The 17,096-nt window shown below is 73.2% G+C and carries 14 protein-coding genes and 2 pseudogenes; 15 read left to right on the top strand and 1 reads right to left on the bottom strand.

The features are described 5' to 3' along the window. Nucleotides 1-31 precede the first annotated feature (31 nt). The 13 genes and pseudogenes from dacB to folK all read left to right on the top strand — a co-directional run bounded on the left by dacB (nt 32) and on the right by folK (nt 14,412). Entirely contained in the window at nt 32-3,535 is a 3,504-nt protein-coding gene (dacB, locus tag BU204_RS38665; protein ID WP_158073560.1) for a D-alanyl-D-alanine carboxypeptidase/D-alanyl-D-alanine endopeptidase, read from the top strand. A gap of 46 nt (nt 3,536-3,581) precedes the next feature. Then, nucleotides 3,582-4,658 carry a zinc-dependent metalloprotease gene (locus BU204_RS35010; RefSeq protein ID WP_075130106.1) on the top strand — a complete coding sequence of 359 codons (1,077 nt, stop codon included), beginning with the start codon at nt 3,582-3,584 and terminating at the stop codon, nt 4,656-4,658. Continuing rightward, complete coding sequence (gene tilS, locus BU204_RS35005; RefSeq protein ID WP_075130105.1) at nt 4,655-5,599, top strand: tRNA lysidine(34) synthetase TilS; 945 nt, start codon at nt 4,655-4,657, stop codon at nt 5,597-5,599. Before BU204_RS35010 ends, tilS begins: the two co-directional genes overlap by 4 nt. 17 nt (nt 5,600-5,616) lie before the next feature. Further along, complete coding sequence (gene hpt / locus BU204_RS35000; RefSeq protein WP_075130104.1) at nt 5,617-6,171, top strand: hypoxanthine phosphoribosyltransferase; 555 nt, start codon at nt 5,617-5,619, stop codon at nt 6,169-6,171. Nucleotides 6,172-6,309: 138 nt separating this feature from the next. Beyond that, nucleotides 6,310-6,675, top strand: a complete 366-nt coding sequence (locus BU204_RS34995) for a hypothetical protein (RefSeq protein WP_075130103.1) — start codon at nt 6,310-6,312, stop codon at nt 6,673-6,675. Nucleotides 6,676-6,716: 41 nt separating this feature from the next. Continuing rightward, on the top strand, nt 6,717-8,150 hold the full coding sequence (locus tag BU204_RS34990) for a hypothetical protein (protein ID WP_075130102.1): 1,434 nt from the start codon (nt 6,717-6,719) through the stop codon (nt 8,148-8,150). Then, entirely contained in the window at nt 8,150-8,896 is a 747-nt protein-coding gene (locus BU204_RS34985; RefSeq protein ID WP_075130101.1) for an ESX secretion-associated protein EspG, read from the top strand. The genes BU204_RS34990 and BU204_RS34985 overlap by 1 nt, the downstream gene beginning before the upstream one ends. Nucleotides 8,897-9,097: 201 nt before the next feature. After that, entirely contained in the window at nt 9,098-11,479 is a 2,382-nt protein-coding gene (gene ftsH / locus BU204_RS34980; protein ID WP_075130100.1) for an ATP-dependent zinc metalloprotease FtsH, read from the top strand. 68 nt (nt 11,480-11,547) lie between these two features. Then, nucleotides 11,548-11,802: pseudogene (locus BU204_RS34975) on the top strand (GTP cyclohydrolase I); the annotation flags it as partial. 525 nt (nt 11,803-12,327) lie between these two features. Continuing rightward, a pseudogene (gene folE / locus BU204_RS34970) lies at nt 12,328-12,675 on the top strand (GTP cyclohydrolase I); the annotation flags it as partial. After that, nucleotides 12,672-13,541: a dihydropteroate synthase gene (gene folP / locus BU204_RS34965; protein ID WP_075130099.1), complete on the top strand. Its 870-nt coding sequence runs from the start codon at nt 12,672-12,674 to the stop codon at nt 13,539-13,541. The pseudogene folE and the gene folP, both read left to right, overlap by 4 nt. Next, the gene (folB, locus tag BU204_RS34960; protein ID WP_075130098.1) at nt 13,538-13,918 is read left to right on the top strand and encodes a dihydroneopterin aldolase; all 381 of its coding nucleotides are present in this window, start codon (nt 13,538-13,540) and stop codon (nt 13,916-13,918) included. The genes folP and folB overlap by 4 nt, the downstream gene beginning before the upstream one ends. After that, the gene (folK, locus tag BU204_RS34955; RefSeq protein WP_075130097.1) at nt 13,915-14,412 is read left to right on the top strand and encodes a 2-amino-4-hydroxy-6-hydroxymethyldihydropteridine diphosphokinase; all 498 of its coding nucleotides are present in this window, start codon (nt 13,915-13,917) and stop codon (nt 14,410-14,412) included. Before folB ends, folK begins: the two co-directional genes overlap by 4 nt. Nucleotides 14,413-14,643: 231 nt before the next feature. Here folK and BU204_RS34950 read toward each other — a convergent pair whose 3' ends face one another. Continuing rightward, nucleotides 14,644-15,561 carry a MerR family transcriptional regulator gene (locus tag BU204_RS34950; protein ID WP_075130119.1) on the bottom strand — a complete coding sequence of 306 codons (918 nt, stop codon included), beginning with the start codon at nt 15,559-15,561 and terminating at the stop codon, nt 14,644-14,646. Between the two features lie 60 nt (nt 15,562-15,621). Here BU204_RS34950 and BU204_RS34945 point away from each other — a divergent pair, with 60 nt between their 5' ends. After that, nucleotides 15,622-16,101 carry a DUF3180 domain-containing protein gene (locus tag BU204_RS34945; protein WP_075130096.1) on the top strand — a complete coding sequence of 160 codons (480 nt, stop codon included), beginning with the start codon at nt 15,622-15,624 and terminating at the stop codon, nt 16,099-16,101. A gap of 56 nt (nt 16,102-16,157) precedes the next feature. Next, the coding region (locus BU204_RS34940) for a DUF6779 domain-containing protein (RefSeq protein ID WP_332888612.1) at nt 16,158-17,096 on the top strand (939 nt) is incomplete at its 3' end.

Genomic DNA, 17,096 nt, shown 5'->3' with positions numbered 1-17,096 from the left:
GCACCGCAGGGGACCACCATGGGGAGGGCACGTGTCGCAGTCAGGAGATGGCTGGCCAACCGTCGACGACGACGCCTCGACGACGAAGCCCGCCCAGCCCGGCGCGGTCCAGTGGTTCGGTTCGCCCGCCGACGAGCAGAGCGATGGCGGCTGGTTCACCGAGCAGCCGGCGGCCGAGGAGGAGCCGCCCGGCCGTTCCGGCGGGGGAGCCACAACGCCCCGAGCCGAGGCCCCCGCGACGCCCCCGGACCCCGACGAGCGGCCCGCCAGCGAGCCGCCCTCCCCCGAACCCGCGGCGCCCGAGGACCAGCGCCGCCGGGCGGACTCCGGCGAGGAGCCCGAGGCCCCTGGTCCGGCCGAGGAACAGCCGAGCGAGTCGCTGGCCGGCCAGCAGCCTGTCGAGGTGGGTGGTCAGCCGCCGGAGGACGGTGCTGCCGAGGAGCGGAGCGAGGGGCCTGAGGGCCCGGGCTCGGTCGAGGAGCAGCCTGCCGAGGTGAGCCAGTCGCCCGAGGACTCGGGTTCGGCTGAGGAGGAGCCTGCTGAGTCTGTGGAGGCCAGCCAGCTGCCCGAGCCCTCGGGTTCGGCGGAGGAGCAGGCTGCTGAGTCTGTGGAGGCCAGCCAGTTGCCCGAGGCCTCGGGTTCGGCGGAGGAGCAGGCTGCTGAGTCTGTGGAGGCCCGCCAGCTGCCCGAGCCCTCGGACTCGGCGGAGGAGCAGCCTGCTGAGCCTGTGGAGGCCAGCCAGCTGCCCGAGCCCTCGGACTCGGCAGAGGAGCAGCCTGCCGAGCCTGTGGAGGCCAGCCAGCTGCCCGGGACCCCGGGTTCGGCGGAGGAATCGGCTGGTCACGCGGATCAGCAGCTCTCGGTCGGTGACGTTGATCGTGGCGAGACCGAGGCGCCGGAGTCCTCGGGTCCGGGGGAGGAGCCGGCTGGTCAGGCTGAGCAGGATCCGGCTGGTGAGGCGAGCGAGGCGTCGCAGGCCTCGGACCCAGCGGAGGAGCGGCCTGGTCAGGCTGAGCAGCTTCCGGTCGGTGAGGCCGATCGTGACGAGAGCGGGGCGCGGCCGGAGCCGTCTGGTCAGGCCGAGCAGCAGCCCTCGGCCGAAGAGGCCGACCGGGACACGAGCGCCTCGCATCCCGCGGCGGAGCGGGCTCAGGCGGAGCAGGAGCCTTCAGCCGATCGGGTTACCCAGGACCGGAGCGATGCCCCCGAGGGTGTGCGTGCGGCTGGCGCGCCCGCGGTCGAGGAGCCGACTGCTCAGGCCCCTGCCGAGTGGTGGACGGACCAGCCGCCCGCACGCCGCGAGCCGAGCCAGGAGCGCTCGCCCGAGGACTCGTCTCCCGCCGAGGAGGCGCCCGCTCAGCACCCCGGCGACTGGTGGTCCGACCAGCGCCCCGCCGACCGCGAGCCCGAGTCGACCGGGGAGCGTTCCTCCGCGCTCGAGCAGCGGCCTGCCGACCCGGCACCCACCCGCCCGCCCGAGGCGCCGCCTCAGCGGGACGAACAGCGACCCGACCAGTGGTGGACCGACCGCAAGCCGCCGACCGAGCCGCCCCGGGACCAGACAGGCGGCACCCCACCAGCCGACCGGCGCGAGGCCCTCTGGCCACGCACGGAAGAGCCCCGCGACAATCGCGGCCCGGCGCGCCCCCGACCCGAGCACTCCTACCTCGACCAACCCCACCGCGACAGTTCGCGGCTCGACCCGCCGACCATCCGCCACCCCATCCCGCGCGTCGACACCCCGGGGAAGTCCACCCCGCGTGAGACGCCCCAGCGCGAGGCCACCCAGCGCGAGGCCACCCAGCGTCAGACCACTCAACGCGGAGCCACCCCGGGCGAGGCCACTGTCCGCCGCGACCGTCCCCGTGCCGACCCGGCCGGCGAGGCCACCGTCCGCGTGCCGGTGCCCCCACCGGCACCCAAGCCGAACCTCGACCCCCCGACCGTCGTCCAGCGCCCCGTCCAACCCCCGGCCCGCCCCCAGAACGCCGTCGGCGCGGCCTTCTGGGACCAGAAGGCACCTCCTCAGCGCCCCCAGCAGCGCCCGGCGCCGGAGACCCCGACCACAGCCGTCAAAGCAGCCGTCAAAGCCCCCGCCAAAGCCCCCGCCAAGGCCGAACCCGAGACCCCCACCACGCCCAAACCCGCCCGACGGCGCACGCCGCTGGTCGTGGCCGTCGCCCTGGTCGCCGTGATCGGGCTGGCCGCCGGGGTGGTGTTCGGCGTTCCGGGGCTCTCCGACCGACTCGGGATCACCGACGGCGGGTCGGACGTCGCGATCAAGCCGCCGGCGCCACCGGTGGAGTTCACGCCGGGTCTGCGCGGGCCTGGTGCCGACGCGCCGGCCCCGACCGCGGCGGGCGTCCAGGCGGCCCTCGCCGGGCCGAGCTCGGCCTCCGCCCTCGGCACGCTGACCGGCATGGTCGTCGACCCTGCCTCCGGGGAGACCCTCTGGCAGAGCGACCCGCAGACCCCGCTCGTCCCGGCCTCCACCACCAAGCTCCTCACCGCCGCGGCCGCGCTGCTCAGCCTGGACCACACCGAACAGCTGGTCACCAAGGTCGTCCAGGGCTCCGCGCCCGGCGAGGTGGTCATCGTCGGCGGCGGCGACCCCACGCTGTCCTCGCTCAAGAAGGGCGTGGAGTCGGTCTACCCGGGCGCGGCCCACCTGAGCGACCTGGTCGACCAGGTCAAGGCCAGCGGCGTCCCCGTCCAGTCGGTGCGCGTCGACCTCAGCCGCTACAGCGGGGAGAGCTCCGCACCCGGCTGGATCCCCGCCGACATCGGCGCCGGCTACATCGCCCCGATGGTCCCGGCGATGCTCGACGGCGGCCGCTCCGACGCCCGGGCGCAGAACGGGTCCCGCACCGCCAACCCCGCCCGTGCGCTTGCCGAGGAGTTCGCCAACCGTCTCGGCGCGACGGTGCCGGCGGAGGCGGTGCAGGACGCGCCGTCGGACGCCAAGGTGCTCGCCGAGGTCCGCTCGGCGCCGATGGTCGAGCTCGTCGACAACGTCCTGCGTGCCTCGGACAACGTGCTCGCCGAGGCCGTCGCCCGCGAGGTCGCCAGGGCCGCGGGCAAGGAGGCGTCGTTCGCGGGCGCCAGCGAGGCGACCCGCGAGGTGCTGGCCGCCAACGGCTTCGACCTCGCCGGCGTCCAGCTGGCCGACGCCAGCGGGCTGTCCACCGAGAACCGGGTGTCGGCCGGCCTGCTCGCCAAGATCCTCGAGGTCGCCGCCGGGACCGCCGGCGACCCGCGCACGGCCAAGCTCCGCCCGCTGCTCGGCGGCCTCCCGGTCGCCGGTGGAAGCGGCACGCTCGACGACCGCTACGACACCGGTGACTCCGCCGCCGGCAAGGGGTGGGTCCGGGCGAAGACCGGCACGCTGTCCGGGGTGAACTCCCTCGCCGGTGTCGTCCTCGACCAGGACGGTCGGGTGTTGGTGTTCGCGCTGATGACGGCGGACACCGACGCCAGCGCGCGACCGGCCCTGGACGCGATCGCCGCGGCCCTGCGCGGCTGCGGCTGCCGGTAGTCCGGTTGCTCGGCCGCTTCACCGACGGTCGGGTAGCGTCGCCGGTGTGAGTGCTGCCGCGGAGCCGGAGGAGCCGACGGGGAACCGAGCGCCGGTCGACTGGCGCGTCGCCGTGGCCACCGCGCAGAAGCTGATCAAGCCAGGGCCCCCGGTGGCGCGGGAGGAGGCCGGGCGCACGGTCGAGCAGCTGCGCGAGGTCACCGGCGTCGCCGAGTCGCACGTCCGCGGCCTGACCGGGCTGGGTACCGAGTTGCCGCTGCTGCCTGGCGACGTCGTCGACCGGCGGGGCTGGGTCAGCGCGGCGGCCGAGGGCCTCGAGGCGCTGACCGAGGGGGCGCTGCCCACCCCCTCGCAACGCTCCGTCGGCCCGGTGCTCGCCGGCAGCGCCGGTGTCCAGGCCGGTGTGGTGCTGGCCTACCTCGGCAGCCGGGTCCTCGGGCAGTACGACCCGTTCGGCCAGGACGGGGGCCGGCTGCTGCTCGTCGCCCCGAACATCGTCGCCGCCCAGCGTGCGCTCGACGTTCCGGGTGAGGACTTCCGGATGTGGGTGTGCCTGCACGAGTGCACCCACCGGCTCCAGTTCACCGCCGTGCCCTGGCTGCGCGACTACTTCGCCGGCGAGGTCACCAGCTTCCTCACCGGCCTCGACGAGACGGCGTCCGGCGCGCTCAACCGCCTCCCCGAGATGATCAAGGCCATGCGCCGCCGCCCGGCGGACGACTCGACCACCAGCAGCGGCCCGATCGGGCTGGTCGAGATGCTCCAGACCCCGCGCCAGCGCGCCGTGTTCGACCGGCTGATCGCCCTGTCCACCCTGCTCGAGGGGCACGCCGACCACGTCATGGACGCCGTGGGCCCCACGGTCGTGCCCACCGTCGCGACCATCCGCGCTCGTTTCACCGCGCGCCGACGCGGCGGGGGGCTGCTCGACCGCATCCTGCGCACGCTGCTCGGCGTCGACGCCAAGGTCAAGCAGTACGCGGTCGGGGCGGCCTTCACCCGGCACGTCGTGGACGCGGTGGGGATGACCGGCTTCAACGCGATCTGGACCTCGCCGGACACCCTGCCGCTGCGTGCGGAGCTGGGCGACCCGGCAGCCTGGGTCCGCCGCGTGCATCCGTGAGCCGGCCGGTCGACGACGTGCGCCGCGCCGTGCGGGTGCTGCTCGACGAGGCCGGTTCGCCGACCCGCGTCGCGGTGGCCGTCTCCGGCGGTGCCGACTCGCTCGCGCTGGCCGCGGCCACCGCCCAGCTCGCCGACCGCCGCGGTCTGACCCCGCGCGGCCTGATCGTCGACCACGGCCTCCAGCACGGCTCCGCCGACGTCGCCGAGCACGCCGCCAAGCAGCTCCTCGGGCTGGGCTTCGACGATGTCCGGGTGCTCGCGGTGGACGTGACCGGCCCGGGAGGGCCGGAGGCCGCCGCCCGCCGCGCCCGCTACGCGGCCCTGAGCGCCGCCGCCGAGGGTATGCCGGTCCTGCTCGGGCACACCCGCGACGACCAGGCCGAGACCGTCCTACTGGGACTCGGGCGTGGCTCCGGGCCCCGCTCGATCGCCGGGATGCGCCCACTCGACCCGCCCTGGGGGCGGCCGCTGCTGGACCTGCCCCGCGCCACGACCGCGGCCGCCTGCGCGGAGCTCGGCCTCCAACCCTGGCAGGACCCGCACAACAGCGACCCCGCGTTCGCCAGGGCCCGGTTGCGCCACGAGGTCATGCCGCTGCTCGAGGAGGTCCTCCAGGGCGGCGTCGCCGGGGCGTTGGCCAGGACCGCGGTACAGCTCCGGGAGGACGCCGAGGCCCTCGACCTGCTCGCCGCCCGGGTGCTCGCTCGCGTGCTGCGCGACGGGGGGATCGAGGCGGCCGCGCTGTCCGCGGAGCCCGCGGCCCTGCGGCGCCGGGTGCTGCGACGATGGTTGCTCGACGCGGGGGTGCGGGAGCTGACCGACGCCCAGCTCCGCTCGGTCGACGCGCTGGTCGGCGACTGGCGTGGGCAGGGTGGGGTGTGGCTGACCGGGGGATTGGTCGTGAGTCGGGCCCATGGCAGGCTCTCGGTGTCCGGGTGAGTTTGAGAGGGGACTCTGTGTACGGCGACGACATCGCCTCTGTCCTGATCACGGAACAACAGATCAACGAGAAGATCAGGGAGCTCGCGAAACAGGTTTCCGACGACTACCCGGAGCGTGGCGACCGCGACGACCTCGTGCTGGTCGGCGTGCTCAAGGGCGCGGTCATGTTCATGACCGACCTGGCGCGGGCACTGAGCGTCCCGGTGCAGATGGAGTTCATGGCGGTCAGCTCCTATGGCTCGGCCACCTCCTCCTCGGGCGTGGTGCGCATCCTCAAGGACCTCGACCGGGACGTCGCGGGCCGGCACGTGCTGATCGTCGAGGACATCATCGACTCCGGGCTGACCCTGTCCTGGCTGCTCAAGAACCTGCAGTCGCGCAACCCGGCCTCGCTCGAGGTGTGCACGCTGCTGCGCAAGCCGGACGCCGTGAAGGTCGAGGTGCCGGTCCGCTACGTCGGTTTCGAGATCCCGAACGAGTTCGTCGTCGGCTACGGCCTGGACTTCGCCGAGCGCTACCGGGACCTCCCCTACATCGGCACGCTCGCCCCCGAGGTCTACTCCACCTGAGTGAGTGGCCGCCCCCGCTCGGTGTTACTCCGCTCCGTGACCACGGTTCCGCTCCCACCGCTCGGTGGCGTGCGTTAACCTCGGGGCGGTGACTCACCGCAGCTGGGGCGGTGGGTCGGTCACGCCAGGGGAGCATCCGTGTACGAGGCGATCGGCAGCGCCATCGGCGCGTTCAGCAACGCGGCCGCGAGCGGCCAGGTGTCCATCGAAGCGGCCGCCGCGGAGGACGCGCTGGCGAAGATCGGCAAGGTGAAGGACCAGCTCACCGCGTTGCTCGCGGAGGCTGGGGCGGCCGAGTCGGAGGTTCGGCTCGGGGCGAACCCGGTCGGCCTGGCCATGTCCCGCAAGTCGGTCAGCCGCTACGACGGCGACGACTCCTTCCTCGCCGCCCTGCGCCTGCTCCAGGACCAGACCGACCGGGCCGAGCGCGCCCTGCGGCTGAGCATCGACAACTACGTCGACATCGACACCGGCCACGCCCAGCACTACGGGCGCCAGTCATGACGGTTGCCGGTACCCGGGACGACGAGCACTGAGGGGGAGCGATGGCAGGCGGCGACGAGCAGTACAGCACCCGTGAGTACGCGGGTGACCGGGCGGCGGACACGGTCCGGGTCATGCAGCGCATGCCCGACGAGGACCGCTCGACCCGGTCCCAGGTCCAGCACTCCATCGCCGACAGCCAGGCGAGCGAGTTGGCACCCGGCGTTCGGATGGGCGACGACCGGGCGATCGGCGACACGCCGAACTGGAACGCCTTCAGCAGCCAGCAGCTCTACGACTTCGCCACCGGCGACAACGTCCCGACCAGCGCCGACACCCTCGGCCGGTCGTTCAACGACGGCGGCAACCGGCTGGTCGAGGCGGCGAACGGGCTGTTCGAGGCGGTGACCGCGATCGAGGGCGCCTGGACCGGCGTGGCGGCGGACTCGGCCAAGGGCGCGCTCTCGCCGCTCGCACAGGCGGCCGGTCAGGCCGGCCAGACCGCGCAGATGATGGGCGTGCAGATGGCCCGCCAGTCCGCCGCGGCGAGCGAGGTGCGCAAGCTGCCGCCGCCGCAGGAGTTCGACCAGCAGAAGTCGCTGCAGGCGATGATCACCGGCGGCCCCGCCGCGCTGCAGGCCGACATGCGCGCGCAGAAGGAGGCCGCCGACGCGGTCAAGCGCGAACAGATCACCTACCTCGACGCCTACACCCAGACACTGGCCTCGGTCGACGCGCAGACCCCGAGCTTCGTGCCGCCCCCGACCGGCAGCATCAACCCCGGCGCTGGCGGTTCCGCCAGGATCAGCGGCTCGGACGTGGCCGTGCCCCAGTCCGGTGGGCAGTTCTCCACCGCCGCCTACTCCGGTGGTTCCGGCGGGAGCCACACCGCCGCGGTTCCCACCGGCGGGTCTTCCGGCGGCGGGAACCTCACACCGACCGGTTTCGACACCGGCGGGTTCGGCCCCGGCGGGTCGGGCAGCGGGAACGTCGGCACCTCGGGCTCGGTCAGCGACATCCCGACCAGCACCTCCACCAGCGGGTTCGCCCCGTCCTCGGCCTCGGTCGGCCCCCAGCCCCCGGTGGGCCTGGGCACCGGCGGCCCCGGCGGCGGCACCCCGGGCGGACCGGCAGCGGGTCCGGGTGGGTTCGGTGGACCCCTGGGCGCCTTCGGCGCCGGTGCGGGCAGTGGCGGCTTCGGCCAGGGCGGACCGGCCTCCGGGTCCGGTTCGGGTTCCAGTGCCGGTGCCGGGCCGCGTGGTGGCCTGGGTGCCCCGGGCGCCGGCACCGCACCGACCGGAGCCATGGTCGGGCGAGGCGGGGTCGGTGGCGCGGCGCCGGTCGGCGCCGGCGGTCGCCGCGCCGAGGACGAGGACGACGACGAGCGGGACCGGCCGTACTTCCTGATCGAGGGCGACCCGGACAGCGCCTTCGGCAGCGACCAGATGACCGCTCCGGCCGTGATCGGCGAGGCCGCCGACGATGGCGACGACTGATGCCCGCTGAGCGTCGCCTCGGGCCGATGGCCGTGGACTTCCTGTGGGAGGCACTCGGCGCGGGCGAGCTGCCCTACCCGCTCGAGGTCCGCTCGCACGGCTTCACGATGGACGAGCGCGCGGCCCTGCGGATGCGCGTGCGGGAGGACCTGGTCGCGGACGGGTTGATCGACCATCGCGGTCGGCTCGAGCCCGAGCTGGAGGACTGGTTCGGCACGCTCGCGCGCGCCGAGCTCAGCATCGACTCGGTCTTCCTGCCCGAGCTGGACGCGCCGCCGGTGCTGGCGCTGGCGGCCGCGGGCCGGGCTGGCGGCGCCGTCCTCGCCGTCCAGCACCGCGACGAGCTGACCCTGCGCAGCGTGCCGCGCGACGGACTGGTCTCGGCGATCGTCGGCCTGCTCCCCGGCGCTCCCCGCGGCACCGAGCAGTCCATCTCGGTCCCGGCGGCAGAGCTCGCCCTGGTGCCCGCGGGCGCGCCGCAGCGCACGAGCGACGTCGAGAGCAGGACGGCGCTGGCCAGGCTGACCTCGAAGCCCAACCGCAGGGGCGGCCAGATCGGCGTGACCAGCCGCAGCGAGATGCGGGGCAGGCGCCGCTCGTCGGTGCTGTCCTGGTTCGACAACGACTCCGGCCGGTACCTGACCTACAGCCGCGACGGGTGGGCGATGTTCGCGCCGACCGACGCCGCGACGCTGCGCCAACGCGTCGGCGAACTGGTCATGGATGTCACCTCGGAACGGCGCTGACCTGCGCGGGAAGCTCGGGAACCGATTCGACCCCACAGCCGTTGAGGTGGGGAGAACACTTCGCCGGGTACTTCGCGGCGTGGTTGCTTCGACGCGGGCGGTACGCTGGGTGAACCGGAGTGCCTTGTCCGGCCGGGTAATGGGCGCCATTGCCCTACATGCAAGTCAGGGAGGGTCGGGCCGCACCGCGGCCGTAAGTTGATGGACCGCAAGCGCCTGCTGCGCAACCCGCTGGTGTGGATCTTGGTGGTGTTGCTGCTCTACTTCTTGATCAGCATGCTGTTCGACGACACCCGTGGCTACACCGAGGTGCCCACCTCCAAGGCGGTGTCGCAGATCACCAGCGGCAACGTCGAGAAGGCCGAACTCGAGGACAAGGAACAGCGGCTCAAGCTGACCCTGCGTGACGCCATCGAGCAGGACGGCCAACGGGTCACGCAGATCATCACGCAGTTCCCCGCCGCCGCCACCGGTGACATCTACCGGCAGCTGCAGGATCGACCCGACGACGAGACCGAGTTCAACACCACGGTCACCCAGGAGTCGTTCCTCACCCAGATCCTGATCTTCCTGATCCCGCTCGGCCTGTTGCTCATCCTGCTGATGTGGATGATGAACAACGTCCAGGGTGGCGGGAACCGGGTGCTCAACTTCGGCAAGTCCCGGGCCAAGCAGCTGCCCAAGGACATGCCGAAGACCACGTTCGCCGACGTGGCCGGTGCCGACGAGGCGGTCGAGGAGCTCTACGAGATCAAGGACTTCCTCCAGAACCCCGGCCGCTACCAGGCGCTCGGCGCGAAGATCCCCAAGGGCGTGCTGCTCTACGGGCCGCCCGGTACCGGTAAGACCCTGCTGGCCCGTGCGGTGGCCGGCGAGGCCGGCGTGCCGTTCTACTCGATCTCCGGCTCGGACTTCGTCGAGATGTTCGTCGGTGTCGGTGCCTCCCGCGTCCGTGACCTGTTCGAGCAGGCCAAGCAGAACGCGCCGTGCATCATCTTCGTCGACGAGATCGACGCGGTCGGCCGCCAGCGCGGCGCCGGCCTCGGCGGCGGGCACGACGAGCGCGAGCAGACCCTGAACCAGCTGCTGGTCGAGATGGACGGCTTCGACGCGCGCGGCGGCATCATCCTGATCGCGGCCACCAACCGCCCGGACATCCTCGACCCGGCGCTGCTGCGTCCCGGTCGGTTCGACCGGCAGATCCCGGTGTCCGCGCCCGACCTGATGGGCCGGAAGAAGATCCTGCAGGTCCACTCGAAGGGCAAGCCGCTCGACCAGGACGTCGACCTCGACGGGCTCGCCAAGCGGACCGTCGGCATGTCGGGCGCCGACCTGGCCAACGTCATCAACGAGGCGGCGCTGCTCACCGCCCGGCAGAACGGCACGATGATCAACAGTGCCGCGCTGGAGGAGTCGGTCGACCGCGTAATCGGTGGTCCGGCCCGCAAGAGCCGGATCATCTCGGAGAAGGAGCGGAAGATCACCGCCTACCACGAGGGCGGGCACGCGCTCGCCGCGTGGGCGATGCCGGACCTCGAGCCGGTGTACAAGCTGACGATCCTGCCGCGCGGTCGCACCGGCGGGCACGCGCTGGTCGTCCCCGAGGACGACAAGCAGCTCATGACCCGCTCGGAGATGATCGCCCGGCTGGTGTTCGCGCTGGGCGGTCGCTCGGCCGAGGAGCTGGTGTTCCACGAGCCGACCACCGGCGCCTCCGGCGATATCGAGCAGGCCACCAAGATCGCCAAGGCGATGGTCACCGAGTACGGCATGTCCGCCCGGTTGGGTGCGGTCAAGTACGGCCAGGACCAGGGCGACCCGTTCCTCGGCCGGTCCATGGGCCACGCTCCCGACTACTCTCTCGAGGTCGCGCACGAGATCGACGAGGAGGTGCGCAAGCTCATCGAGGCCGCGCACACCGAGGCCTGGGACGTGCTCAACACCTACCGGGACGTGCTCGACAACCTCGTGATCGAGCTGCTCGACAAGGAGACCCTGCAGCGCAGGGACCTGGAGCGGATCTTCTCCCGGGTGGAGAAGCGACCGCGGATCACCGCGTTCAACGAGTTCGGCGGCCGCACGCCGTCGGACAAGCCGCCGATCAAGACACCCGGCGAGCTGGCCAAGGAGCGTGGCGAGCCGTGGCCGCCGATCACCGAGGAGCCCGAGCCCACCCCGGTGCGCACCGCGCCAGGAGCCGGCGAGCTGCCCGGTGGCCCACCGCGACCGAGCCCGGCACCGCCCGGGGGCAACGGCGCCGGCCCGAACGGTCTGCCGCATCCGGCCCCGCCGCCTCCGCCGCCGGGTCCGCCCTACGGCCAGCCCTATCCTGGTGCGCCCACTCCTGGTCCCTACGGCCAGCCAGGACCGAACCACGCGGGCCCGCCGCACTACGGGGCGCCGCCCGGGTGGACGCCCGCCACCTCGCCCTCGGGACAGCCGCAGCAGCAGTGGCGGCCGTCCTGGGACCAGCAGCCAGGGGACGACCGCGGCCATGAGCAGGGGCCGGGGCAGTCAGGATCACATGGGCCGTCCGATCCGGACGATCGCGGCCGCGGTCCGGAGTGGGATGCTGGGCGCTGAGCCCTGAGTCCCCTCCGGAGGCCTACGTGAGCACTGACACCTCCGCGCACGAAACCCAGCAGGGGCCGCTGTACGCCAGCGGCGGCCCACTGCCCACTTTCGACCGCGCACGGGCCGAGAAGGCCGTGCGGGAACTGTTGCTGGCGTGTGGCGAGGACCCGGACCGGGAGGGTCTGCAGGACACCCCGGCCCGAGTCGCCCGCGCGTACCTGGAGATGTTCGCTGGCCTGTACACCGACCCGGACACGGTGCTGGACAAGACGTTCAGCGAGAGCCACGACGAGCTGGTCCTGGTCACCGACATCCCGACCTACTCGACCTGTGTGCCCGCCCACCAGCCGGTCGACGCCGTCGGCGGCCCGCTGGACGCGGCCGACGTACGGGTCGGGGACCAGCTGTGGACCCTCGCCGACGGCCGGGTCGAGACGACCACGGTGACCCGGATCAGCGCCCGCCCGGCCCGGCAGCTGGTCGAGGTGGTCACCGCGGGCGGCAGCTTCGTGGTGACCCCCGACCATCCCCTGGCCACTCCGGACGGGTGGGTCGAGGCGGCCGGTCTGGCCGGCACGGCCGTCGAGTGGACCGAGCCCGGCGGGCTCGCGACGAGGCCGGTGTCCGTGGCCGTTCCCCGTCGCCGACCGGTGGAGCGGGTCGCGTCCGACGACGACTGGTGGCGTCGGCACGGGTTCGCCAGGCGGTCCCACCACACCGAGCTGGTGGAGTCCCGCTGGCTGCCGGTCGAGGTGGTGCGTCCGCTGGAGGCGCCGGCCGACAGCCCGGCGACGGTGTTCAGCTTCACCTGCGACCCGCATCCGACGTTCCTGGTGGCGGGGCACCTGACCCACAACTGTGAGCACCACCTGGTGCCGTTCCACGGCGTTGCCCACGTCGGGTACATCCCGAACGTGCACGGGAAGGTGACCGGGCTGTCGAAGCTCGCTCGGCTGGTCGACCTCTACGCGAAGCGCCCGCAGGTGCAGGAGCGGCTGACCTCGCAGATCGCCGACGCGCTCATGCGCAAGCTCGAGCCGCGGGGAGCGATCGTGGTCGTCGAGGCCGAGCACCTGTGCATGGCGATGCGCGGGATTCGCAAGCCGGGCGCGCGGACGACCACGTCCGCGGTGCGCGGTGTGCTGCGTACCTCCGCGAGCTCGCGCGCCGAGGCGCTGGAGCTCATCAGCGGGCGTAGCCGATGAGTGCGGTGCACCCGGCGCTCCCGCGGCCCGGCCGGTGCGCCGTGATGGGCGTCCTCAACGTGACCCCCGACTCCTTCTCCGACGGCGGCCGCTACCTGGGACTGGACGACGCCCTGACCCACGGCCTGGCGATGTGGGCGCAGGGCGCCGATCTCGTCGACGTCGGAGGCGAGTCGACGCGTCCCGGGGCGGCCCGGATAGACGCGTCCACCGAGATCGCCAGGGTTCTCCCCGTCGTACGCGAACTGTCCTCCGCCGGTGTCCTGGTAAGTGTCGACACCACCCGCGCCCGAGTCGCCGAGGCCGCACTCGACGCCGGTGCCCGCCTGGTGAACGACGTGTCCGGCGGCCTGGCCGACCCTGACATGGCCCGCGTGGTCGCCGCTGCCGGCGTTCCGTGGATCCTCATGCACTGGCGCGGCCACAGCGACAACATGGACTCCCTCGCCACCTACGGCGACGTGGTCCAGGACGTGTGCGCCGAGCTGACTGCCCGCGTGGACGCGGCCGTCGCCGCCGGCGTGGATCCCGGGGCGCTGGTCCTCGACCCAGGCCTGGGCTTCGCGAAGCGCGCGGAGCACAACTGGACCTTGCTGCGGGAGCTCGAGGTGCTGCTCGCCCTGGGTTTCCCCGTGCTGGTCGGCGCGTCCCGCAAGCGTTTCCTCGGCGCCCTGCTCGCGGACAAGGAGGGCAACCCCCGCCCGCCCGACGACCGCGAGGGCGCGACGGCCGTGATCTCCGCGATGGTCGCCGCGGCCGGCGCCTGGGGCGTGCGCGTGCACGACGTGAGACGTTCCCTCGACGCCCTAGCCGTAGCAACCGCCCTGTCGACAGCGACGCCACGTCCAGCGGAGCCTCCACGATGACCGACCGCATCACGCTCACCGGCCTGAGGGTTCGCGGCCACCACGGCGTCTTCGACCACGAACGCCGCGACGGCCAGGACTTCCTGGTGGACGTGACGGCCTGGCTCGACCTGGCCCGCGCGGCCGCGACCGACGACCTGGCGGAAACCCTGCACTACGGCGAACTGGCCGAACGCATCGCCGCGATCGTCGCCGGCCCTCCACGCGCCCTCATCGAGACCGTGGGCGGCGAAGTAGCCGACATGATCATGACTGACGAGCGGGTGCACGCCGTCGAGGTCACGATGCACAAGCCCGCGGCCCCCATCCCCGTCCCGTTCACCGATGTCGCGGTGACCATCCGCCGCTCCCGCCGCGGAGGCAGGGCCCGTCCGTGACCAGAGCGGTTCTGTCCATCGGCTCCAACCTCGGCGACCGCCTGGCCAACCTCCGAATCCCGGTCCGGTCCCTCGCCGCGTGGCTGGTAGCCGCCTCCCCGGTGTACGAGACGAAGCCCTGGGGCGTGACCGACCAACCCGACTTCCTCAATGCGGTGCTGATAGTCGACGACCCCGACGCGGACGAGTGGACCTGGCTCGACCGCGCCCAGTCCGCGGAGCAGCAGGCCGGCCGCGTCCGCACGCGACGTTGGGGCCCGAGAACCCTGGACGTGGACGTGGTGACGGTCGACAACGTCACCAGCACCCACCCGGACCTCCTGCTTCCCCACCCCGGCACCCCCACCCGAGCGACGGTGCTCATCCCCTGGCTGGCCCTGGACCCGGCAGCCGACCTCCCCACCCACGGCCCGGTCGCCGAGCTACTGGCCGCCCTCCCCCCGACCGACATCGCCGACGTGAAGCCGCGGACCGACCTGTCCCTGCACCCCTGACCCCGACCCCACCGGCCTGGCCGCATCCCAGCCCTACCGAACCTGTCGGTCCCGGTGAGTAGCGTGGTGACCGGGGGCCGGAGGCCAGGCCGGCAGCAATCCCACGGCCCTCGCTGTTCACGGGCCTCACCTCGCCCGCGTTGCACTGGCGAGCGAGTACCGCAGAACTGTCGGTCCCCTCGCGTAGCCTGGTGACCGGGGGCCGGAGGCCAAACCGCCTACCCCGCCGCCTCACCCCACGGCCCGAAGCGCGGCGATGATCCACTCCATCCGGGGCACCTGCGCCGGCACCGGCGGACACCCGTTGATCGTCGCCAGCAGCTGCCAGTAGCGCTCCGCCCGCGTGTCCGTGCCCCTCGCCAGCAGCTCCGCCGCCTGCCCGGCCGGCATCCCCATCTCCTGCGCCACCCGCACCGCCAACGCCCGCCCCGCCGCGGACTCCGGCCCCAGCCCGGCCTCCATCGCCTCCCCGGCCGCACTCGTCCAACCCGACCACCGCTGTTGCTGCTCCTCCGTCGGCCCCGCCATCGACTCGCCCGCCTGCCGCGCCGCCGAGTGCTGCTCGGCCATCGTGCGGATTCGCTGACGGAAGTCCTTGTCCAGCACCAGCTCCGCCAGCTCGATCCAGGCCTGCAGCTGCTCCGGCGTCGGGTCGTCGGGCAGCTCCGGCTTCGCTGAGCGCATCCCCGCGTCGAAGTCCGGGTTGATGTCCAGCCCCGCGTTCACCTCGTCCCAGAAATCGTCGATCAGCCGACGCCGTTCCTCGTCGGTCATCGTCGCCAGGTTCTTCATCAACCTCACCTCGTCCAGTCGCGACCCGTTCCGTGCGACAGCACGCAGCACCGCCCGGCGCAGCCGCAGCACCCGGATCTGCTCGTCCAGCAGCTCCACGTGTCGGCTCGCCAGGTCGGCGACGCTCGACCGGCCGGCCAGCGCCTCGCCGGCCTCGCCGAGGCCCAGGCCGAGCTCGCGTAACGTGCGCAGCAGCTCGAGCCGGGCCAGCGACGCCGAGTCGTACAACCGGTACCCGGCATACGTGCGGTCCGTGGGCGGCAGCAGTCCCTCGTCCGAGTAGAACCGGATCGTTCGGGTGGTCAGGCCCGTCCGGCGAGCCAGCTCGCCGATCGTGAACACCCCGCCGTCGCCCATGGTCGTCATGCTCAACCTTCCAGTGACTGGAGAGTCAAGTCTCGCCGGTAACGTGGACGCATGCACTTCACCCGGGCCCGTGACCTGGCGTTGGCCGGTCTGGTGGCCGCCGGGGTCGTCTACGTCCTGGTGAGCTCGTTCTACGGCGACCTCCCGCCGATCCCGCGGTTCGCCGGCGTCACCCTGCTCGTGCTCGCGGTCATCGAGGGCGTGCTGGGTGCCTCGCTGCGCTCCCGCATCCGCAACCCGGACGCCGCGCGGCCGATCCAGCCGCTGACCGCCGCCCGCGCCGTCGCGCTCGCGAAGGCATCCTCGCTGCTCGGCGCGATCATGCTGGGTGCCTGGCTCGCCATGCTCGGCTACGTCCTGCCGCGCCGCGCCGAGCTCGCCGCCGCGGCTGTCGACACCCGGGGAGCGATCATCGGGGTCGGCTGTTCGGTCGTGCTCATCGCCGCCGCGCTCTACCTCGAATGGTGCTGCCGAACCCCGGACGACCAGGACGACCAACCGCCCGAGTACCGGTCCGGCGCAACGGGCTGACATTGTTCCCGCTCGCACAGGTCTCGCCTCGATAACAGACCGGTACGGTGTGTGCCATGAACGCCCGCCGCACCTCGCCAGGCGAGCCCGCCAGGGGCTCGTTCGGCGGTACGGCGTTACTCATCGCAGCTGTCGTCTTCGCCCTGGCCGCGACCGCCGTGCTCGTCCTCAGCGACGACCTCCGCTTCATGCGCCTGGGCATCCTGGCCGCGTTGTGGGCCGCGCTGGTCGGCGCGTTCGTCGCCGCCAGATACCGCCGCCAGGTCGCCGACCAGGAGGAGGACGCGGCCGAGCGGCAGGAGCGCTACGAGCTCGAACTCGAGCGCGAGATCGCCGCCCGGCGCGAGTACGAGCTGGAGGTGCGGGCCGAGGCGCGCCGCCAGGCGGACGAGGACGCGCGCGAGGACCTCGCCGCGCTTCGCCAGGAGCTGCACGGCTTACGCGAAACCCTGGAGGGCCTGCTCGGCGGCGAGTTCCTCGTCGAGCGGTACGCGCTGCGCGCGGAGTCGACGAGGATGCGCTCACTGTCCGACGACCGCCAGCTCAAGCGGCTGACGCCGGCGTTCGACCAGGGCAAGGTCATCCCCTCGGTCGTGGAGGAGGCACCCACCGACCTGATCGAGCGCGTCGAGGAGGTCCGCCAGCCGGCCAAGCGCACCGCCGACCCGTCACCGCGGCGTCCGGAGCCCGCGCGGGCGGAACACGCCCCGCACCCCGCGGAGGTCTCCGACCGCTGGTTCGTGCCGGACGGCCTCGGCACCAACCCGGAGCCGGCGCCCGCCCAGCCCTACGCGGCCCGCCAGTACGCCCAGCGCACCCAGTACGTCGCACGGGAGGACGCACCGGCCCAGCCGCCCGCCGCACCGCCGGCCCGCACCGGGCGCAACCGGCACGCCACCGTGGCGTCGGGCTACATGGAACCGATCGCCCGCGCCGCCGCGGCCGCGTCGGGGCCCAAGGCCGGTGCCGCGCCGCCGCCCGCCAGGACCGCGGCC

Source organism: Actinophytocola xanthii, from assembly GCF_001921205.1.
GTDB lineage: Bacteria > Actinomycetota > Actinomycetes > Mycobacteriales > Pseudonocardiaceae > Actinophytocola > Actinophytocola xanthii.
This window is presented reverse-complemented; position numbering and strand designations above follow the sequence as displayed.